The sequence below is a fragment of the Rhizobium sp. 1399 genome, from assembly GCF_031455475.1.
Lineage (GTDB): Bacteria > Pseudomonadota > Alphaproteobacteria > Rhizobiales > Rhizobiaceae > Rhizobium.
Genome location: NZ_JAVDSU010000007.1, coordinates 136792 through 154058 on the forward strand (window position 1 = coordinate 136792; position 17267 = coordinate 154058).

Genomic DNA, 17267 nt, shown 5'->3' on the forward strand with positions numbered 1-17267 from the left:
CGTCGTCCTTCTCAGCCCATCGTCATGCGCCGCAATACATCTGTCTTCCAATAGAACTGATGGACCAGCGCACCAAAGACATGCGCGACGATGACGATCCAGAGGATGAGCTTCAAGACGTCGGCATGCAGCGCGCCTAATGCTTCCACACCCAAATAGTAGACCGCAATGCCTGAAGCCGGCAGGGCGAGCAGCAGCAGATAGAGGCTCGCATGCGCCAGCCGGGCAGCGAGCCGAAAGATCGCCGGTTCGTTTGCGGCTTCAGGCGGTACGCCCTGCACGAAGCGCAGGCCGAGCCTCAGGATCGTCATAAGCAGGATTGCGATACCGACATAGGCGTGGATATTGGCCGAAGCGATCTGTTCCGGCAATGGCGTGCCGCCGTGGCGGATAAGCCGGTACCAGGCATTCATGCCATCAGGCAAAAGAAGGTTGAAGAGGACCAGGAGCACGGTCGCCCAGTGAAGGAAACGCTGGGAGAGACTGTAGCCGGAAACGACGCGATCATTCATTTTCTTGGCTTTCGTCAAATAGTTAGCGAAACTTACCCACCAAATAAAAACGCCGCCTGCCCGAAGGCAAGCGGCATTATGAATGATTGCTGATATTTAATCTCACATATGGATCGGCTTGAAGAAAGCGGCCAGCGCTGCCTCCTTCACGGCTTCCGACATGGTCGGATGCGCATGGCAGGTGCGACCAAGGTCTTCTGCCGAACCACCGAATTCCATCAGCACGGTAATCTCGTGGATCATCTCGCCGGCACCGAAGCCGACGATATGACCGCCGAGCACCTGGTCGGTTTCCTTGTCGGACAGGATCTTCACGAAACCTTCGGTCGTCAGCATCGCGCGGGCGCGGCCGTTTGCTGTGAACGGGAACTTGCCCACCTTGTAAGCGACACCGGCGGCCTTCAGCTCTTCCTCAGTCTTGCCGACGGAGGCGACCTCCGGCTGCGTGTAGACGACGCTCGGGATGACGTCATAGTTCACATGACCGTGCTGGCCAGCGAGGATTTCGGCAAGTGCCACACCTTCGTCTTCGGCCTTGTGCGCCAGCATCGGACCCGTCACGACGTCGCCGATCGCGTAGATACCTTCGACATTGGTCTTGAAGTGGCTGTCGATTTCAACACGACCGCGATTGTCGAGCTTGACGCCCGCTTCTTCCAGACCAAGGCCTGCCGTGTAGGGAATGCGGCCAGTGGAAATCAGGACGACATCCGCTTCAAGCGTCTGCGCAGCGCCACCAGCGACCGGCTCGAATGTCACCCTGGCGCCCTTGTCGCCCTTCTCGACGCCAGTCACCTTGGAACTCAGCTTGATGTCGATGCCCTGCTTGCCGAGCATGCGCTGGAACTGCTTTGAGACATCGGCATCCATCGCGCCGAGGATCTTGTCGAGAAATTCGATGACGGTGACCTTCGCACCGAGTCGCGACCAGACCGAACCAAGCTCGAGGCCGATGACACCGCCACCAACGACGATCATCGTTTCCGGCACTTTTTCCAGTGCAATGGCGCCGGTGGAGGATACGATGATCTTCTCATCGATATCGACCTTCACGCCCGGAATGCCGGCGACGTCGGAACCGGTGGCAATGACGATGTTCTTGCCTTCGATTTCTTGAACCGTGCCGTCTTCGGCGGTCACCGAGACCTTGCCGGCGGAGACGATCTTGCCGGTGCCGTGGAAGGCATCGATCTTGTTCTTCTTGAAGAGGAAGGCAACGCCGTCGACGTTCGACTTTACCGTCGCATCCTTGTGCGCCAGCATCTTTTCGAGATTGAGCTTCGGAGCGGCGACCTCGATGCCGAGCTCTTCCATGTGATGCGTTGCGTGGAACATCTCGGAAGCGTGCAGCAGCGCCTTGGAGGGGATGCAGCCGACATTCAGGCAGGTGCCGCCGTAAGTGGCGCGCTTCTCGACGACGGCGACCTTGAGGCCGAGTTGCGCAGCCTTGATTGCCGCGACATAGCCGCCAGGGCCGGTTCCGATAACAATCACATCATAGGACATTACTTTTTCCCTTTGCGTTATTGACTAGCGCCCGCCGCTCACATTGAGGATCGCGCCTGTTATGTACGATGCCGAAGACGAAAGCAGATAGACGATCGCATCGGCCACCTCCTCCGCCTGTCCGGTTCGCTTCATCGGGATCGATGAAGCCATTTCTTTCGGCCTGTGCGGCTGCCCGCCGGAGGCATGAATATCCGTTTCGATGATGCCGGGACGGATCGCATTCACCCTGATACCCTCGGCCGCGACTTCCTTGGAAAGTCCGATCGTGAACGTATCGATGGCTGCCTTCGATGCGGCATAATCGACATATTGTGCCGGCCCGCCAATCACCGCCGCCATGGAGGAGACATTGACGATCGCGCCGCCTTGTCCGCCATGCCGGGTGGACATGCGCCGCACTGCCTCGCCGGCGCAAAGGATCGAACCCGTCACATTGATCCGCATCATCCGCTCGAGGCGCTCGGCCGACATTTCATCGACACGTGCGATGTAATCGACAATACCGGCATTGTTCACCAGCCCATCCAGCCGCCCGAAATGCCTATCGATCGCCTCGAACATCGAGACGATATCGGCGGCATTGCCGACATCGCCCTTGATCGCGATCGCATTGCCGCCAGCCTTCTTGATCTCCGAGACCACGGCATTTGCCGCCTCTTCATTCGAGGCATAGTTCACCGCAACGCGCCAGCCGTGACGCGCGGCAGCCAGGCAGGCTGCAGCACCTATGCCGCGGCTACCACCGGTAACGAGAAGAACGGGACTGTCGGTCATTGTGCACATCCCTTGAAATCGAGGACGTCCCAGGGAGCGACAGTCGCCTTGCCGTCACCCCAGGCGGAAGACTGGCGGATCGCTGGGCCGAGGCCGGGAAAGACGATCTTTTCGGTTGCCGGGCTGTCGCCGGACTGCAGGTTGTCGAGCCCGCCATCGGCACTTGCGCGATAGACGAAGCCCTGCCAGACCCTGCAGCCATCGAGATCGGCACCCGTGACATCGCCATCCGGGCAGTTGAACAGGACCATGCCCATGGTGCGCTCCGGATCGTCCGAGGACATGACATAGCCATCCATGACGACTGAGGTCTTGAGCGCGCTGAGCTTGAACTGGTGGCTTGACGACACGGCTTCAGACGTAATCGGCGAAAAGCGCAGTTCGTAGGCGCCATCGCGATCAGCGTAGATCGCCTTGCCCTGCTGGCAATCGGCGGCAACGGCCGAAGCCGGCGCGCAGGAAAGCGCGGCGATCATCATCGCAACTACACTTTTCTGCTTGGTCAGCATGTGCCCTGCCCGTTCATTTGTGGTTCGGCTCCCTGCGCCCGTCGGCATTCTCGGTGACCTGGAAATCCGTCAGCAGCACCAGCGGACGCCCGTCCTTGTCCAGTCCCCAGAATACCGGATAGAAGCCATCGCCCCAGCCGCTCCAGAATATCGCCACATTGCCCTTCTTGCCGGCGATCGGCCGGTGCAGGTCATAGACCCCCTTGTTGGCATCGAGTTCGGAGGCGACCACGTCATAATAGTTCACGTCGGAATCCGGCTTTGCAGCCTGCACCTGCTGCTCGCGTTCCCCGATCAGATCAAGCGTGTCGGCATCCATGTAGCTGCCGAGACCGGCATCGACGGGATAGCCGAAGATCTCGTCACCCTTCAGCGTAGCGACATCCTGGCCCGGAATGGTCGCAAGCTCCCAGTGATCGGGCTTGCCCTCGGCAATGCGCATGCTTGACGCCGCAACCCGCCCGAAAGCCTCGTAGAGCCGTACCGGATATTCACCGACAGGAACCGTCTTTGCCAATGCCGGCCGATCCGGCTGTGCCAACGGATCGGCGGCAACGATACGGCCCGAGGTCAGTTCGACATTGCCCATGTCGACAGTCTTGATGTGGCGTGCGGAAAGCTCGGCATCATCAAGCGATGCGAAGTCGAAATTGCTGCTCGCCTTGTTCACATCGAAGGCGAGAGCCGAGACCGGCATGAAGGCAACCGTGGCGCAGAACACTGCGCCCGCCGCTCGCATGATCCGGTCTCGCATGGCAGATCGCTCCGCTTAGAGGTCCAGAACCAGACGTTCCGGATCTTCCAGGCTTTCCTTGACGCGCACGAGGAAGGTCACGGCTTCCTTGCCGTCGACGATGCGGTGGTCGTAGGAGAGAGCCAGATACATCATCGGGCGGATGACAACCTGACCACCGATGGCAACCGGACGCTCCTGGATCTTGTGCATGCCGAGAATGCCCGACTGCGGCGCGTTCAGGATCGGCGAAGACATCAGCGAGCCGTAGACGCCACCATTGGTGATGGTGAAGGTGCCGCCCTGCATCTCGGCCATTGAGAGCGAGCCGTCACGGGCTGCCTTGGCAAGACGGCCGAGCTCCTTCTCGATTTCGGCGATCGACATCTGATCGGCGTCACGGATGACGGGAACGACGAGGCCCTTGTCGGTACCGACAGCCATGCCGACATGGCAGTAGTTCTTGTAGATGATGTCGGTACCGTCGATCTCGGCGTTGACGGCCGGCAGTTCCTTGAGCGCGTGCGTGACGGCCTTGGTGAAGAAGCCCATGAAGCCGAGCTTCACGCCGTGCTTCTTCTCGAAGACATCCTTGTACTTGTTGCGCAGGTCCATGACGGCCTTCATGTCCACCTCGTTGTAGGTGGTCAGCATCGCAGCCGTGTTCTGTGCATCCTTGAGGCGCTTGGCGATCGTCTGGCGCAGGCGCGTCATCTTCACGCGCTCTTCGCGTCCCGCATCTTCTACCGTCGAAGGACCGCGCGGAGCGGCAGGCGCTGCCGGTGCAGCGGCTGGAGCTGCTGCAGCCTTGGCGACAGCGGCGATGACATCACCCTTTAAAACCTGGCCGCGCTTGCCGCTGCCATCAACCTGATCGGCCGAGAGATTGTTCTCCGCCAGCATCTTTGCCGCAGCCGGAGCCGGCGGCATGGAGGATACGGAGGCGGCCGGAGCAGCAGCGGCAGCAACCGGAGCAGCTGGCGTCGGAGCAGGTGCAGCAGGTGCTGCTGCCGGGGCTGCCGCAGCTGGAGCAGCTGCGGCAGCCGCACCTTCGGCGATCTGGCCGAGAAGCGCACCGAGACCAACCGTCTCGCCAGCCTGGGCGACGATTTCCGAAAGCGTGCCGGACGCCGGAGCCGGAACTTCGATGGTCACCTTGTCGGTTTCAAGCTCGAGAATGGGCTCGTCGGCCTTCACGGCGTCGCCGACCTTCTTGAACCAGGTGCCGACGGTTGCCTCGCTGACGGATTCACCGAGTGTTGGAACGCGGATTTCTGTGGCCATTGTTCAAATCCTGATTGTGCTTGTTATCGTGTTAGACAGCGGTCCCGGCTTAGGGCCGGAGAATGACGGAGGGCATTGGCAAGACGTCGAAACGAAAACCGAAGCCGGAAGTGATGATCGGGTCCGCATCGGCAAGCGCCTGCGCTGCTGCCTGGTCTGCAACCTCGACGACCGCGATACCGAAAGCCCCTTCACCCTCGAAGACAGGACCAACGGCAATCGCCGATCCTGCAAGAACGTTCTGGTGCCAATATTCGGCATGGCGTTTCATCGCCGCCATTTCCTCCCCGGTCCCGTCATGCGGGAATGTGGAGCGCGGCGGCACAAGTCTCATGAAGAAATATGCCATCGCGCTCCCCCTTTTTTGTTAGCCGCCCAGCGCATCCTCGAGGAACGCGGCGAGCTGCGACAGATGCTTTGACATCAGGCCCGTTGCCGGCGAAGCGGCGGCCGGGCGACCCGTATAGCGAACGCGCTGGTACTTCGCATCGATATGGGCGAGCACCCATTCCAGATACGGGTCGATGAACGACCATGCACCCATGTTCTTCGGCTCTTCCTGGCACCACACCATCTCTGCATTCCGGAAGCGGGACAGCTCGTTGATGAGCGCCTTGGCCGGGAAGGGATAGAGCTGCTCGATACGCAGCAGGTAGATGTCGTCGATACCGCGCTTTTCGCGCTCTTCCAGCAGGTCGTAATAGACCTTGCCGGTGCAGATGACGACGCGACGGATCTTGGCATCCTTCTGCAGCTTGATCGGGCCATCCTTGATGACCTCCGCATCGTCCCACAGGAGACGGTGGAAGGAGGATTCGCCAGCCATTTCGGCAAGCGTCGAGACAGCGCGCTTGTGGCGCAGCAGCGACTTCGGCGTCATCAGGATGAGCGGCTTGCGGAAATCGCGCTTCAGCTGGCGGCGCAGGATGTGGAAGTAGTTCGCCGGCGTCGTGACGTTGGCGACCTGCATGTTGTCTTCCGCGCAGAGCTGGAGATAGCGCTCCAGACGGGCGGACGAGTGTTCCGGACCTTGGCCTTCATAGCCATGCGGCAGCAGGCAGACGAGGCCCGACATGCGCAGCCACTTGCGTTCGCCAGACGAGATGAACTGGTCGAACACGACCTGCGCACCGTTTGCGAAGTCACCGAACTGGGCTTCCCAGAGCGTCAGCGCATTCGGACGAGCCAGCGAATAGCCGTATTCGAAGCCGAGAACGGCTTCTTCCGAAAGCATCGAGTTGATGACTTCGTAACGGGCCTGTGTCGGCGACAGGTTCGCGAGCGGAATGTAGCGCTCTTCGGTTTCCTGATCGTAGAGAACCGAGTGGCGCTGCGAGAAGGTACCGCGTTCGCAATCCTGACCGGACAGACGGATCTTGTGGCCCTCGACGACGAGCGCGCCGAAAGCCAACGCTTCGGCCATCGCCCAGTCGAGACCTTCGCCACTCTGGACCATGTTGGCGCGGTTTTCCATGAAGCGCTGGATCGTGCGATGCGCGTTGAATCCAGCCGGAATCTCCGACAGCTTGCGGCCGATATCCTTGAGCGTTTTCATCGGCACGGCAGTCTTGCCGCGGCGCTGTTCGTCGGCATTGTCAGCCGTGCGCAGGCCGGACCATTCGCCGTCCAGCCAGTCGGCCTTGTTCGGCTTGTAGTGCTGGCCAGCTTCGAACTCCTGCTCGAGATGGGCGCGCCAGTCGGCCTTCATCTTTTCGACTTCGCCGTCGGTGAGCAGGCCTTCGCGAACGAGACGGTCTGCATAGAGCTGCAGGACTGTCTTGTGACCACGAATGACCTTGTACATCTTCGGCTGCGTGAAGGACGGCTCATCGCCTTCATTGTGGCCGTAGCGGCGATAGCAGAACATGTCGAGCACGACAGGCTTGTGGAATTTCATGCGGAATTCCATCGCGATCTTCGCCGCATAGACCACGGCTTCCGGATCGTCGCCATTGACGTGCAGGATCGGTGCTTCGATCATCTTGGCGACGTCGGACGGATAGGGCGACGAGCGCGAAAAGGCCGGGTTCGTGGTGAAGCCGATCTGGTTGTTGATGATGACGTGCATCGTGCCGGCAACGCGATGGCCGCGCAGACCGGACAGGCCGAGGATTTCGGCAATGACGCCCTGGCCGGCAAAGGCCGCGTCGCCGTGGATCAGGAGCGGCAGAACCTTGGCGCGTTCCGACAGCGGAATGATGTCGCCGTCCCAGACGGTGGCACTCATGTCCTGCTTGGCGCGCGCCTTGCCCATGACGACAGGGTCGACGATTTCAAGGTGCGACGGGTTTGCCGTCAGCGAGACGTGCACCTTGTTGCCGTCGAATTCGCGGTCGGAGGAAGCACCCAGATGGTACTTCACGTCGCCTGAACCTTCGACCTCATCAGGCGCATAGGAGCCGCCCTTGAACTCGTGGAAGATGGCGCGGTGCGGCTTGCCCATGACCTGGGAAAGCACGTTCAGGCGACCGCGATGGGCCATGCCGAACACGGCTTCCTTGAGGCCGAGATGGCCGCCACGCTTGAGGATCTGTTCGAGTGCCGGGATCAGTGATTCACCGCCATCCAGGCCGAAGCGCTTGGTGCCCTTGAACTTGACGTCGAGGAACTGTTCGTAGCCTTCGGCTTCGACGAGCTTGGCGAGGATCGCCTTCTTGCCTTCAGCCGAGAAAGCAACGCCCTTGTCCGGACCTTCGATACGTTCCTGGATCCATGCCTTTTCTTCCGGATTGGAAATGTGCATGAATTCGACGCCGAGGGTCGAGCAATAGGTGCGCTCGAGGATCTCGATCATCTCGCGGAGGGTCGCATATTCGAGGCCGAGCACGTTATCGATGAAGATCTTGCGATCGTAGTCGGCAGCCGTGAAGCCGTAATTTTCGGGCGAAAGCTCGTGATAGTCGTCGACCGGGGCGGCGATACCAAGCGGATCGAGCTTGGCGTGCAGATGGCCACGCATGCGATATGCGCGGATCATCATGATGGCGCGGACGGAATCGCGCGTCGCCTGCAGCACGTCGGCGGCGCCTGCCGGCTGGCCGGCGGCTTCGGCCTTGGCCTTTACCTTGGTCTCGATGACCTTTTCGACGATGCCCCAGTCGCCGTCGAGCGCCGAGACGAGATCGCCGCTTGCCTGCAGCGGCCAGTTCTTCTTGCGCCAGGATGCTCCCTTGGCCGCCTTCTTCACATCAGCAGGATCGTCTTCCAGCGCCTTGAAGAAGGACCGCCACTGATCGTCGACCGAGTTGGGATCGTCTTCATAACGGGCGTAGAGCTGCTCGATATAGGCAGCATTGGCGCCATCCAGAAACGAGGTGATCTGAAATTGCTCGTTGGCTTCTTGCCGTGCCATGGTGTTACGCGGACGCTTCCGCCCGCCTCCTGACTTAGATGAATTTGCCGGCTTCATCGCCGGCTGCCGCATTCCGATTGCCGCCTGTCCGCGGCGCATCCGCATTGAGTAAGTGGAGAGCCGGGCGGAGGCCAGGATGCCGTTCCTCCGCCCGGGGTATATAAGTTGGTTTAGCCCTTGAGGACTTCAACCAGCGTCTTGCCGAGGCGAGCCGGAGACGGCGACACCTTGATGCCTGCCGATTCCATCGCCGCGATCTTCGATTCAGCGTCGCCCTTGCCACCGGAAACCACAGCACCGGCATGGCCCATCGTGCGGCCCTTCGGTGCCGTACGGCCCGCGATGAAGCCCGCCATCGGCTTCTTGCGGCCCTTCTTGGCCTCGTCCTTGAGGAACTGCGCTGCGTCTTCTTCAGCCGAACCGCCGATTTCGCCGATCATGATGATCGAGGTCGTGGCTTCGTCGGCGAGGAACATTTCGAGCACGTCGATGAATTCGGTGCCCTTGACCGGGTCGCCGCCGATGCCGACAGCCGTCGTCTGGCCGAGACCTTCGTTGGAGGTCTGGAAGACAGCTTCGTAGGTCAGCGTGCCGGAGCGGGAAACGATACCGACCGAACCCTTGCGGAAGATCGAGCCCGGCATAATGCCGATCTTGCATTCTTCCGGCGTCAGGATGCCTGGGCAGTTCGGGCCGAGCAGGCGCGACTTGGAGCGCTCGAGGCGAGCCTTGACGCGAACCATGTCCAGGACCGGGATACCTTCGGTGATACAGGTGATGAACGGGATCTCGGCGTCGATCGCCTCGATGATCGCATCGGCTGCGCCTGCCGGCGGAACATAGATGACGGACGCGTTGGCGCCGGTCTTTTCCTTGCCTTCGGCAACGGTTGCGAAGATCGGCAGGCTTTCGCCCTTGGAGCCGGTCCAGGTTTCGCCACCCTTCTTCGGGTGAATACCACCGACCATCTGCGTGCCGTAGTAAGCAAGCGCCTGTTCGGTGTGGAATGTACCGGTCTTGCCGGTCAGACCCTGAACCAGGATCTTGGTGTCTTTGTTGACGAGAATAGACATGCGGGGCCTTTGTCTAGAAGAGGTTGGAAGACGTGAGAGACGCGCGACGATAGATGCCGCTGACGATCTCCTGCCAAGTATCGCTGCCTGCAGGCGAAAAGCTGACGCCCATCCGGTAGCAGTCTTCATTTTCAAATGTGAACGCGGTGCGCTGCCTTCCGCGCGGAGAAGTCTTGATCAGCACGAGTTCATCGCCATTCCACGCGCCGGAAGCCGGCGTGGGCGGAGCAAAACCGACGCTGTCGAACTGGTAGAGTTTGTAGCTCTGGTTCGAACTATCGAAGCCGAAAACATTGCGGGCTTCGAAGGAAACTTCGCCGTCGCGCATCTGGCAGTAACGCTGCTCGAGGAAAAATCCGCCGAACAGCGCCTCGCCAGAAAGCGAAGCGCTGGCCTTGCCTTCCTTTGTCCACGCCGAAGCCGCGACATGCTCTTCCCCCTCCCAGACACCGGCAAAGGCATCGAGGCGGAGATGAGCAGCACTGGGCGTGGACTGGAAAGCCATGACCGTTCTCAACCGTTGATCGCAGCGACGATCTTCTTGGCCGCATCGTCGAGATCGTCAGCCGCCGTGATCGCCAGACCCGATTCGTTCAGGATCTTCTTGCCGAGATCGACATTCGTGCCTTCAAGGCGAACGACGAGCGGAACCTTGAGACCGACTTCCTTGACCGCGGCAATGACGCCCTCGGCGATGACATCGCACTTCATGATGCCGCCGAAGATGTTGACGAGAATGCCTTCGACCTTGGGGTCTGCGGTGATGATCTTGAAGGCTGCAGCGACCTTCTCCTTGCCGGCGCCGCCGCCGACGTCGCAGAAGTTTGCCGGCTCCTTGCCGTAAAGCTTGATGATATCCATCGTCGCCATGGCAAGGCCAGCACCGTTGACCATGCAGCCGATGTTGCCGTCAAGCGCGACATAGGCGAGGTCCCACTTGGAGGCCTCGATTTCCTTGGCGTCTTCTTCCGTCTCGTCGCGAAGCGTCTTCACGTCGTCGTGGCGGAAAAGAGCGTTGCCATCGAAAGACATCTTTGCATCGAGAACGCGCAGGTGGCCATCCTTCATCACGATCAGCGGATTGACCTCGAGCAGGGCCATGTCCTTCTCGCCGAAAGCCTTGTAGAGCGCCGGGAAGAGCGTCTTGGCGTCTTCTGCAGCCGCACCGTCAAGCTGAAGCGCCTTGGAGATCGCAGCAACGTCGGAAGCTGTCACACCAGCTTCCGGATCGATGGCGATCGTGTGGATCTTCTCAGGCGTATCGTGAGCGACTGCTTCGATATCCATGCCGCCTTCGGTCGAAACGACGAAGGCCACCTTGCCGACCGAACGGTCGACCAGGAGCGAGCAATAGAGCTCGCGAGCAATGTCGGCACCGTCTTCGATGTAGAGGCGATTGACCTGCTTGCCGGCTTCGCCGGTCTGCGCGGTTACCAGCGTATTGCCAAGCATTTCCTTGGCATGCGCAACGACTTCATCGATCGACTTGGCGAGACGGACACCACCCTTGGCATCCGGGCCGAGTTCCCTAAACTTGCCCTTGCCGCGGCCGCCTGCATGGATCTGGCTCTTGACCACGTAGAGCGGGCCGGGAAGCGACCTGGCGGCAGCCTCGGCTTCTTCAACCTTGAGGATCGCCACACCCTGCGCGACCGGCGCGCCATAGCCCTTTAGCAGAGCCTTGGCCTGATATTCATGAATGTTCATGGGTTTATCCCTATTTCGATAACTTCAGCGCACCAGTTACTTGAGGGCGGGCGCGATGTTGATGCAGGCTTCGCAGAGACCGGCAACGGCGCCGACGGACTTGTCGAAGGCTTCCTTCTCGGTCTTGTTGAGGTCGATCTCGATGATGCGCTCGACGCCGCCGGCACCGATGACGGTGGGAACGCCGACATACATGTCCTTCACGCCGTACTGGCCCGTGAGGTGGGCAGCGCAGGGCAGAACGCGCTTCTTGTCCTTGAGGTAGGATTCAGCCATTTCGATCGCCGAAGCGGCCGGAGCGTAATAGGCCGAACCGGTCTTGAGCAGGCCGACGATTTCGGCGCCGCCGTCACGGGTGCGCTGGATGATTTCTTCGAGGCGTTCCTTGGTGACCCAGCCCATGGTGACGAGGTCGGTCAGCGGAATGCCGCCAACGGTCGAATAACGGGCGAGCGGCACCATAGTGTCGCCGTGGCCGCCGAGAACGAAGGCCGTGACGTCCTGAACGGAAACGTTGAATTCCTTGGCGAGGAAAAGACGGAAGCGCGAAGAGTCGAGAACGCCGGCCATGCCGACGACCTTGTTGGCCGGGAGGCCGGAGAACTTCTGCAACGCCCAGACCATCGCGTCGAGCGGGTTGGTGATGCAGATCACGAAAGCGTTCGGGGCATACTTCTTGATGCCGGCGCCGACCTGCTCCATGACCTTGAGGTTGATGCCGAGAAGGTCATCGCGGCTCATGCCCGGCTTGCGCGGAACGCCGGCAGTGACGATGCAGACGTCAGCGCCTTCGATCGCGGAATAGTCGCTGGCGCCGGTCAGATTGGCGTCGAAGCCTTCAACCGGGGAGGACTGTGCGATGTCGAGACCCTTGCCCTGGGGAATACCGTCGGCGATGTCGAAGAGGACGATGTCGCCCAGTTCCTTCAGGCCGGCGAGATGCGCCAGCGTGCCACCAATCATGCCAGAACCGATGAGTGCGATCTTGTTACGCGCCATTTCGCTTTTCCTTTGCGATCAAAATCCGTCGGGCGACGCGCGGGCATCGCCCAATGCCGCAATCGCATAGACCTAAAGCCAAAAAATGGCAATCCATTATTTTTGGTGCAGCAATTTCAATCGTTTAGATATTAAAATTCTTACGTAAACGTAAGATCAATTGTCACCAAAGTGTTACTCGGCAGCCCGCCGTTCATGATGCGCCGCAAGATATTCCGCGCTTCTCATCTCAAAAAGACGAGATGCCGTACGATCGAATTCAAAGCCTTCGGTGCCGCGTCTTTCGACGAGCAGATTTTCGGGCATGGCGGCGGCGGAAGCATAGAGGCGGGTGCCATGATCGTAGAACGTATCGATCAGAATGATGAGGCGTTTGATCTGGTTCCGCTTTTCAGGGCCGAGCAAGGGAATGTGATCGAGGAAGATCGTATCGAAGCGTTCGGCGATGGCGAGGAAATCGACTGCACCCAGCGGCTTTTCGCAGAGATCGGAGAAGGAGAAGCGCGCCATGCGGTCGACGGCGAGCGGCACATGGATTGCCCGCCCCTTCATGGCAATGTCCGTCGGCTGCGCCTTGCGGCCGTGCAGCGCCTGCGTCCAGGACGCATCCATCGCCATGTCGGTGCGCTCATCGATCGGGATGAGGTAGACCGGCTGACTGTTCAGCTTCTCCATCCGGTAGTCGGTCGGCGAATCGAGCGAGACGATCTCGACATGTTTTTTGAGGAGACCGACGAAAGGCAGGAAAAGCCCGCGATTGAGGCCGTCCTTGTAGAGATTGTCGGGCTCGACATTCGAGGTCGCCACCAGCACGCAGCCGCGCGCGAAAAGCTCGGAGAACAGCCGCGACAGGATCATCGCATCGGCGATATCGGTGACGGTGAATTCGTCGAAGCAGAGCAGTTCCGCTTCCCCGAAAAGGGCAGCGGCGACCGGCGGCATCGGATCGGCCTGCTTCGTCTCGCCGTTCTTCAGCTTCAGCCGGTGAGCAGCGATGCGATTGTGCACATCGGCCATGAACTCATGGAAATGCGCGCGCCGCTTTTTCCGGCAGGGCGCCATTTGGAAGAACATGTCCATGAGCATCGTCTTGCCGCGCCCGACGCTGCCATGGATATAGAGGCCCTTGATGCCGCTCTCCGTCTTCTTCTTGGATGCAAACAGCCAGCCGAGCGCGCTGCTCTTGGCGGCAGGCCGTTTCTGCTTGAGAGAGGCAAGCACCCGGTCAAGACACTTGGCCACATCCATCTGGGCGGAATCAACCTGCAACGTCTCCGAAGCCGTCAGCGATTTGAGCTGCTCGGTGACGCTGAGCGAATAGTCTGGCATTGGCTGCATGAGGGCTTGTCCGCCTATGCGCAACCGGCGGAACCCCGCCGGATTGACTTACCGGCTGAGGGTGATCGGCTGCCCGGTCGAGGTCTGGCCATTGAAGCTGTTGTCGGCAACCTTGTAGACGGAACCGATCTGGTTGCCGCTGCGGTCCTTGAGCAGAACCTGCTTGCCGGAAACTTCCCAGGAACCCATAGCCGTCAGCTCGCCAACACAACCGCGCGTACCGCCACGCGATCCGCTGCCGAGATTGGTGAGCGTCAGGAACATGTCGCAGGTACCGTTGACACGCCAGCTGCCGACCATCGATTCCTTGGTGACATCAAGAGAGGTCGCGGGTGCTGCGCCACCCGGCTGAACACCAGCCATCGGCGCCGTCGAGGTCGGCGCGGCAGGAAACTGCCCGGCCGGCGGCGGAAGCTGGCCGCCCTGCACGGAGGGTACCGGCTGCGCGGTCAACGGCGGAGGTGCGTTGTTACTGCTGTAATCATATGAGGTGCGCTGGCATCCCGCCAAGGCCAGAGCGGCCGTTAGACCCGTCACCACATATCGCAACTGCATCATCAAGCTCCCGAATGTCCGTCTCAACCGCAGAGATATTTCAATTGTAGGTTCGAATTACCGTATTTCACTTTGGTTAATCAAGTCAGCACAACGCAAATCGGCCTTCGTGACACCTATAGCAAGGCCGGCACAATTCAACCGACCGCTCGCCGGACTTCTTGCTGATAAAATATGTCAGCAAGGTGTTGTGCCCGGCCGTCTCGTTCTTGATTAAGTTCGATCCGTTCAGCGAAGTCGAGATAACGCTCAATTGAATCCGGTAGAGGCGTCGACACTCACACGCGACGCTCGACCATCATCTTCTTGATTTCGGCGATTGCCTTGGCCGGGTTCAGACCCTTCGGGCAGGTCTGCGCGCAGTTCATGATCGTGTGGCAACGATAAAGGCGGAACGGATCCTCGAGATTGTCGAGACGTTCGCCAGTCGCTTCGTCACGGCTATCGATCAGCCAGCGATAGGCCTGCAGCAGGACGGCCGGACCGAGGTAACGGTCGCCGTTCCACCAGTAGCTCGGACAGGAGGTCGAGCAGCAGGCACAGAGGATGCACTCGTAGAGGCCGTCGAGCTTCTGGCGGTCCTCATGGCTCTGCTTCCATTCCTTGGCCGGCGTCGGCGAAACCGTCTTCAGCCAGGGCTCGATGGAGCGATGCTGGGCATAGAAATTGCTGAGGTCAGGAACCAGATCCTTGACAACAGGCATATGCGGCAGCGGGTAGATCTTCACCGTGCCCTTGATGTCGTCCATGCCCTTGGTGCAGGCGAGCGTGTTCGTGCCGTCGATGTTCATCGCGCAGGAACCGCAGATGCCTTCACGACAGGAACGGCGCAGCGTCAGCGTCGGGTCGATCTTGTTCTTGATGTAAAGAAGCGCATCGAGAACCATCGGCCCGCAATCGTCGACATCCACGTAGAAGGTGTCGATCGACGGGTTCTGGCCGTCATCCGGGCTCCAGCGATAGACGCGAAACTCACGAGTGTTCTTGGCACCCGCCGGCTTCGGCCACACCTTGCCTTCGCGCATCTTGGAATTCTTGGGGAGAGCGAGTTCAACCATGTCAGGTTCCTCTGATCAGTATACGCGGGCCTTCGGCTCGATCTTGTGGGGATCGATGCCGTCTGCGATGAGGTCGGTGTGGACAGGCCGGTAATCGAGCTTCACATCACCAGCCTCGTTCACCCAGGCCAGCGTGTGCTTGCGCCAGTTGACGTCGTCGCGACCTGCGAACGGACCTGACGTATAGTCTTCGCGGGCATGCGAGCCGCGGCTTTCCTTGCGGGCTTCGGCGCCGTAGATCGTGGTGATGGCATTGGCCATCAGGTTCTGCAGCTCGAGCGTTTCGACGAGGTCGGAATTCCAGATCATCGAGCGGTCGGTGACCTTGATGTCCTTGAGTTCGCCCCAGATTTCCGAAAGACGACGGCAGCCGGATTCCAGCGATTCCTGCGTACGGAACACCGCCGCATCTTCCTGCATGGCGCGCTGCATCTTCTCGCGCAGCACCGCCGTCGGCGTGCCGCCGCTGGCATGGCGCAGACCGTCGAAACGATCCATGATCTTGTCGCAGGCGGCGATGTTCAGCGCCGGCACCGGCGATGCACGGTCAATGACCTCGCCGGCGCGGATCGCCGCAGCGCGACCGAAGACCACGAGGTCGATCAGCGAATTGGAGCCAAGACGGTTTGCCCCGTGAACCGAGGCGCAGCCGGCTTCACCGACAGCCATCAGGCCGGGGATGATGCGTTCCGGATTGGAGCTGTCAGCATTGAGCACCTCGCCCCAATAGTTCGTCGGAATGCCGCCCATGTTGTAGTGAACGGTCGGCAGAACCGGGATCGGTTCGCGGGTCACATCGACGCCGGCAAAAATCTTGGCGCTCTCGGAAATGCCCGGCAGGCGCTCATGCAGCACGGCCGGATCGAGATGATCGAGGTGCAGGAAGATGTGATCCTTGTTCTTGCCGACACCGCGGCCTTCGCGGATTTCCAGCGTCATGCAGCGCGAAACGACGTCACGCGAGGCCAGATCCTTGGCCGACGGCGCATAGCGCTCCATGAAGCGCTCGCCTTCGGAGTTGACGAGGTAGCCGCCCTCGCCGCGCGCACCCTCGGTGATCAGACAGCCGGAGCCGTAGATGCCGGTCGGGTGGAACTGCACGAATTCCATATCCTGCAGCGGCAGGCCGGCACGGGCAACCATGCCACCGCCGTCGCCGGTGCAGGTATGGGCCGAGGTCGCGGAGAAATAGGCGCGACCGTAACCGCCGGTCGCGAGCACCACCATCTTGGCCGCGAAGCGATGGATCGTGCCATCGTCCAGGCACCATGCGATCACGCCGGTGCAACGGCTGCCGTCATCGGACATGATGAGGTCGAGCGCGAAATATTCGACGAAGAATTCGGCATTGTTGCGCAGCGACTGGCCGTAGAGCGTGTGCAGGATGGCGTGGCCGGTACGGTCGGCAACGGCGCAGGTGCGCTGCACCGGCGGGCCTTCACCGAAATTCTGCATGTGGCCGCCGAACGGACGCTGATAGATCTTGCCTTCCTCGTTGCGCGAGAAGGGCACGCCGTAGTGCTCCAGCTCATAGACCGCCTTCGGCGCTTCCATGGTCAGATACTGCATGGCGTCGACGTCGCCGAGCCAGTCGGAACCCTTGACAGTGTCGTAAAGGTGCCACTGCCAGCTGTCAGGCGTCATGTTCTGCAGCGAGGCAGCGATGCCGCCCTGGGCCGCAACCGTGTGCGAGCGGGTCGGGAATACCTTGGTGATGCAGGCCGTGCGGAAGCCCTGTTCGGCCATGCCGAGCGTGGCACGCAGGCCGGCGCCGCCGGCGCCGACGACGATTACGTCATAGGAATGGTCGACATAGGTGTAGGCCTTCCCATTCTGAGCGGGTGAAGACGTTGCCATGATACGG

General features: G+C 60.6%; 16 protein-coding genes. All 16 read right to left on the minus strand.

Annotated features, from left to right (window positions below; genetic code table 11):
• Positions 1-11: 11 nt before the first annotated feature.
• The 16 genes from J2X71_RS22180 to sdhA all read right to left on the minus strand — a co-directional run bounded on the left by J2X71_RS22180 (position 12) and on the right by sdhA (position 17260).
• Complete coding sequence (locus J2X71_RS22180; RefSeq protein ID WP_310384968.1) at positions 12-512, minus strand: cytochrome b/b6 domain-containing protein; 501 nt, start codon at positions 510-512, stop codon at positions 12-14.
• Between the two features lie 102 nt (positions 513-614).
• Positions 615-2018 carry a dihydrolipoyl dehydrogenase gene (lpdA, locus tag J2X71_RS22185; RefSeq protein WP_310384970.1) on the minus strand — a complete coding sequence of 468 codons (1404 nt, stop codon included), beginning with the start codon at positions 2016-2018 and terminating at the stop codon, positions 615-617.
• 24 nt (positions 2019-2042) lie between these two features.
• Complete coding sequence (locus J2X71_RS22190) at positions 2043-2795, minus strand: SDR family oxidoreductase (protein WP_310384971.1); 753 nt, start codon at positions 2793-2795, stop codon at positions 2043-2045.
• Positions 2792-3304, minus strand: a complete 513-nt coding sequence (locus J2X71_RS22195; protein WP_310384973.1) for a hypothetical protein — start codon at positions 3302-3304, stop codon at positions 2792-2794. The genes J2X71_RS22190 and J2X71_RS22195 overlap by 4 nt, the downstream gene beginning before the upstream one ends.
• Before the next feature lie 13 nt (positions 3305-3317).
• A complete protein-coding gene (locus tag J2X71_RS22200) occupies positions 3318-4058 on the minus strand; it encodes a DUF4241 domain-containing protein (protein WP_310384975.1) in 741 nt (246 codons plus the stop codon).
• Between the two features lie 15 nt (positions 4059-4073).
• Entirely contained in the window at positions 4074-5321 is a 1248-nt protein-coding gene (gene odhB / locus J2X71_RS22205; RefSeq protein WP_310384976.1) for a 2-oxoglutarate dehydrogenase complex dihydrolipoyllysine-residue succinyltransferase, read from the minus strand.
• Between the two features lie 49 nt (positions 5322-5370).
• Positions 5371-5670: a YciI family protein gene (locus J2X71_RS22210; protein ID WP_310384978.1), complete on the minus strand. Its 300-nt coding sequence runs from the start codon at positions 5668-5670 to the stop codon at positions 5371-5373.
• An 18-nt stretch (positions 5671-5688) separates the two neighbouring features.
• The gene (locus J2X71_RS22215; protein ID WP_113324711.1) at positions 5689-8673 is read right to left on the minus strand and encodes a 2-oxoglutarate dehydrogenase E1 component; all 2985 of its coding nucleotides are present in this window, start codon (positions 8671-8673) and stop codon (positions 5689-5691) included.
• A gap of 170 nt (positions 8674-8843) precedes the next feature.
• Positions 8844-9746, minus strand: a complete 903-nt coding sequence (gene sucD, locus J2X71_RS22220; protein WP_310384981.1) for a succinate--CoA ligase subunit alpha — start codon at positions 9744-9746, stop codon at positions 8844-8846.
• 13 nt (positions 9747-9759) lie between these two features.
• A complete protein-coding gene (locus J2X71_RS22225; RefSeq protein WP_310384983.1) occupies positions 9760-10251 on the minus strand; it encodes a DUF1579 family protein in 492 nt (163 codons plus the stop codon).
• Positions 10252-10259: 8 nt separating this feature from the next.
• Entirely contained in the window at positions 10260-11453 is a 1194-nt protein-coding gene (gene sucC / locus J2X71_RS22230) for an ADP-forming succinate--CoA ligase subunit beta (RefSeq protein ID WP_310384986.1), read from the minus strand.
• A gap of 36 nt (positions 11454-11489) precedes the next feature.
• Positions 11490-12452 (minus strand): malate dehydrogenase, encoded by a 963-nt coding sequence (gene mdh, locus J2X71_RS22235; RefSeq protein WP_007822364.1) that lies wholly within the window; start codon positions 12450-12452, stop codon positions 11490-11492.
• Between the two features lie 174 nt (positions 12453-12626).
• On the minus strand, positions 12627-13790 hold the full coding sequence (gene zapE / locus J2X71_RS22240) for a cell division protein ZapE (protein WP_310384991.1): 1164 nt from the start codon (positions 13788-13790) through the stop codon (positions 12627-12629).
• A 48-nt stretch (positions 13791-13838) separates the two neighbouring features.
• Entirely contained in the window at positions 13839-14345 is a 507-nt protein-coding gene (locus J2X71_RS22245; RefSeq protein WP_113324722.1) for an AprI/Inh family metalloprotease inhibitor, read from the minus strand.
• 278 nt (positions 14346-14623) lie between these two features.
• Positions 14624-15403 carry a succinate dehydrogenase iron-sulfur subunit gene (locus J2X71_RS22250; protein WP_310384993.1) on the minus strand — a complete coding sequence of 260 codons (780 nt, stop codon included), beginning with the start codon at positions 15401-15403 and terminating at the stop codon, positions 14624-14626.
• Positions 15404-15418: 15 nt separating this feature from the next.
• Positions 15419-17260, minus strand: coding sequence for a succinate dehydrogenase flavoprotein subunit (sdhA, locus tag J2X71_RS22255; protein ID WP_037101745.1), 1842 nt, complete (start codon positions 17258-17260; stop codon positions 15419-15421).
• Positions 17261-17267: the final 7 nt, after the last annotated feature.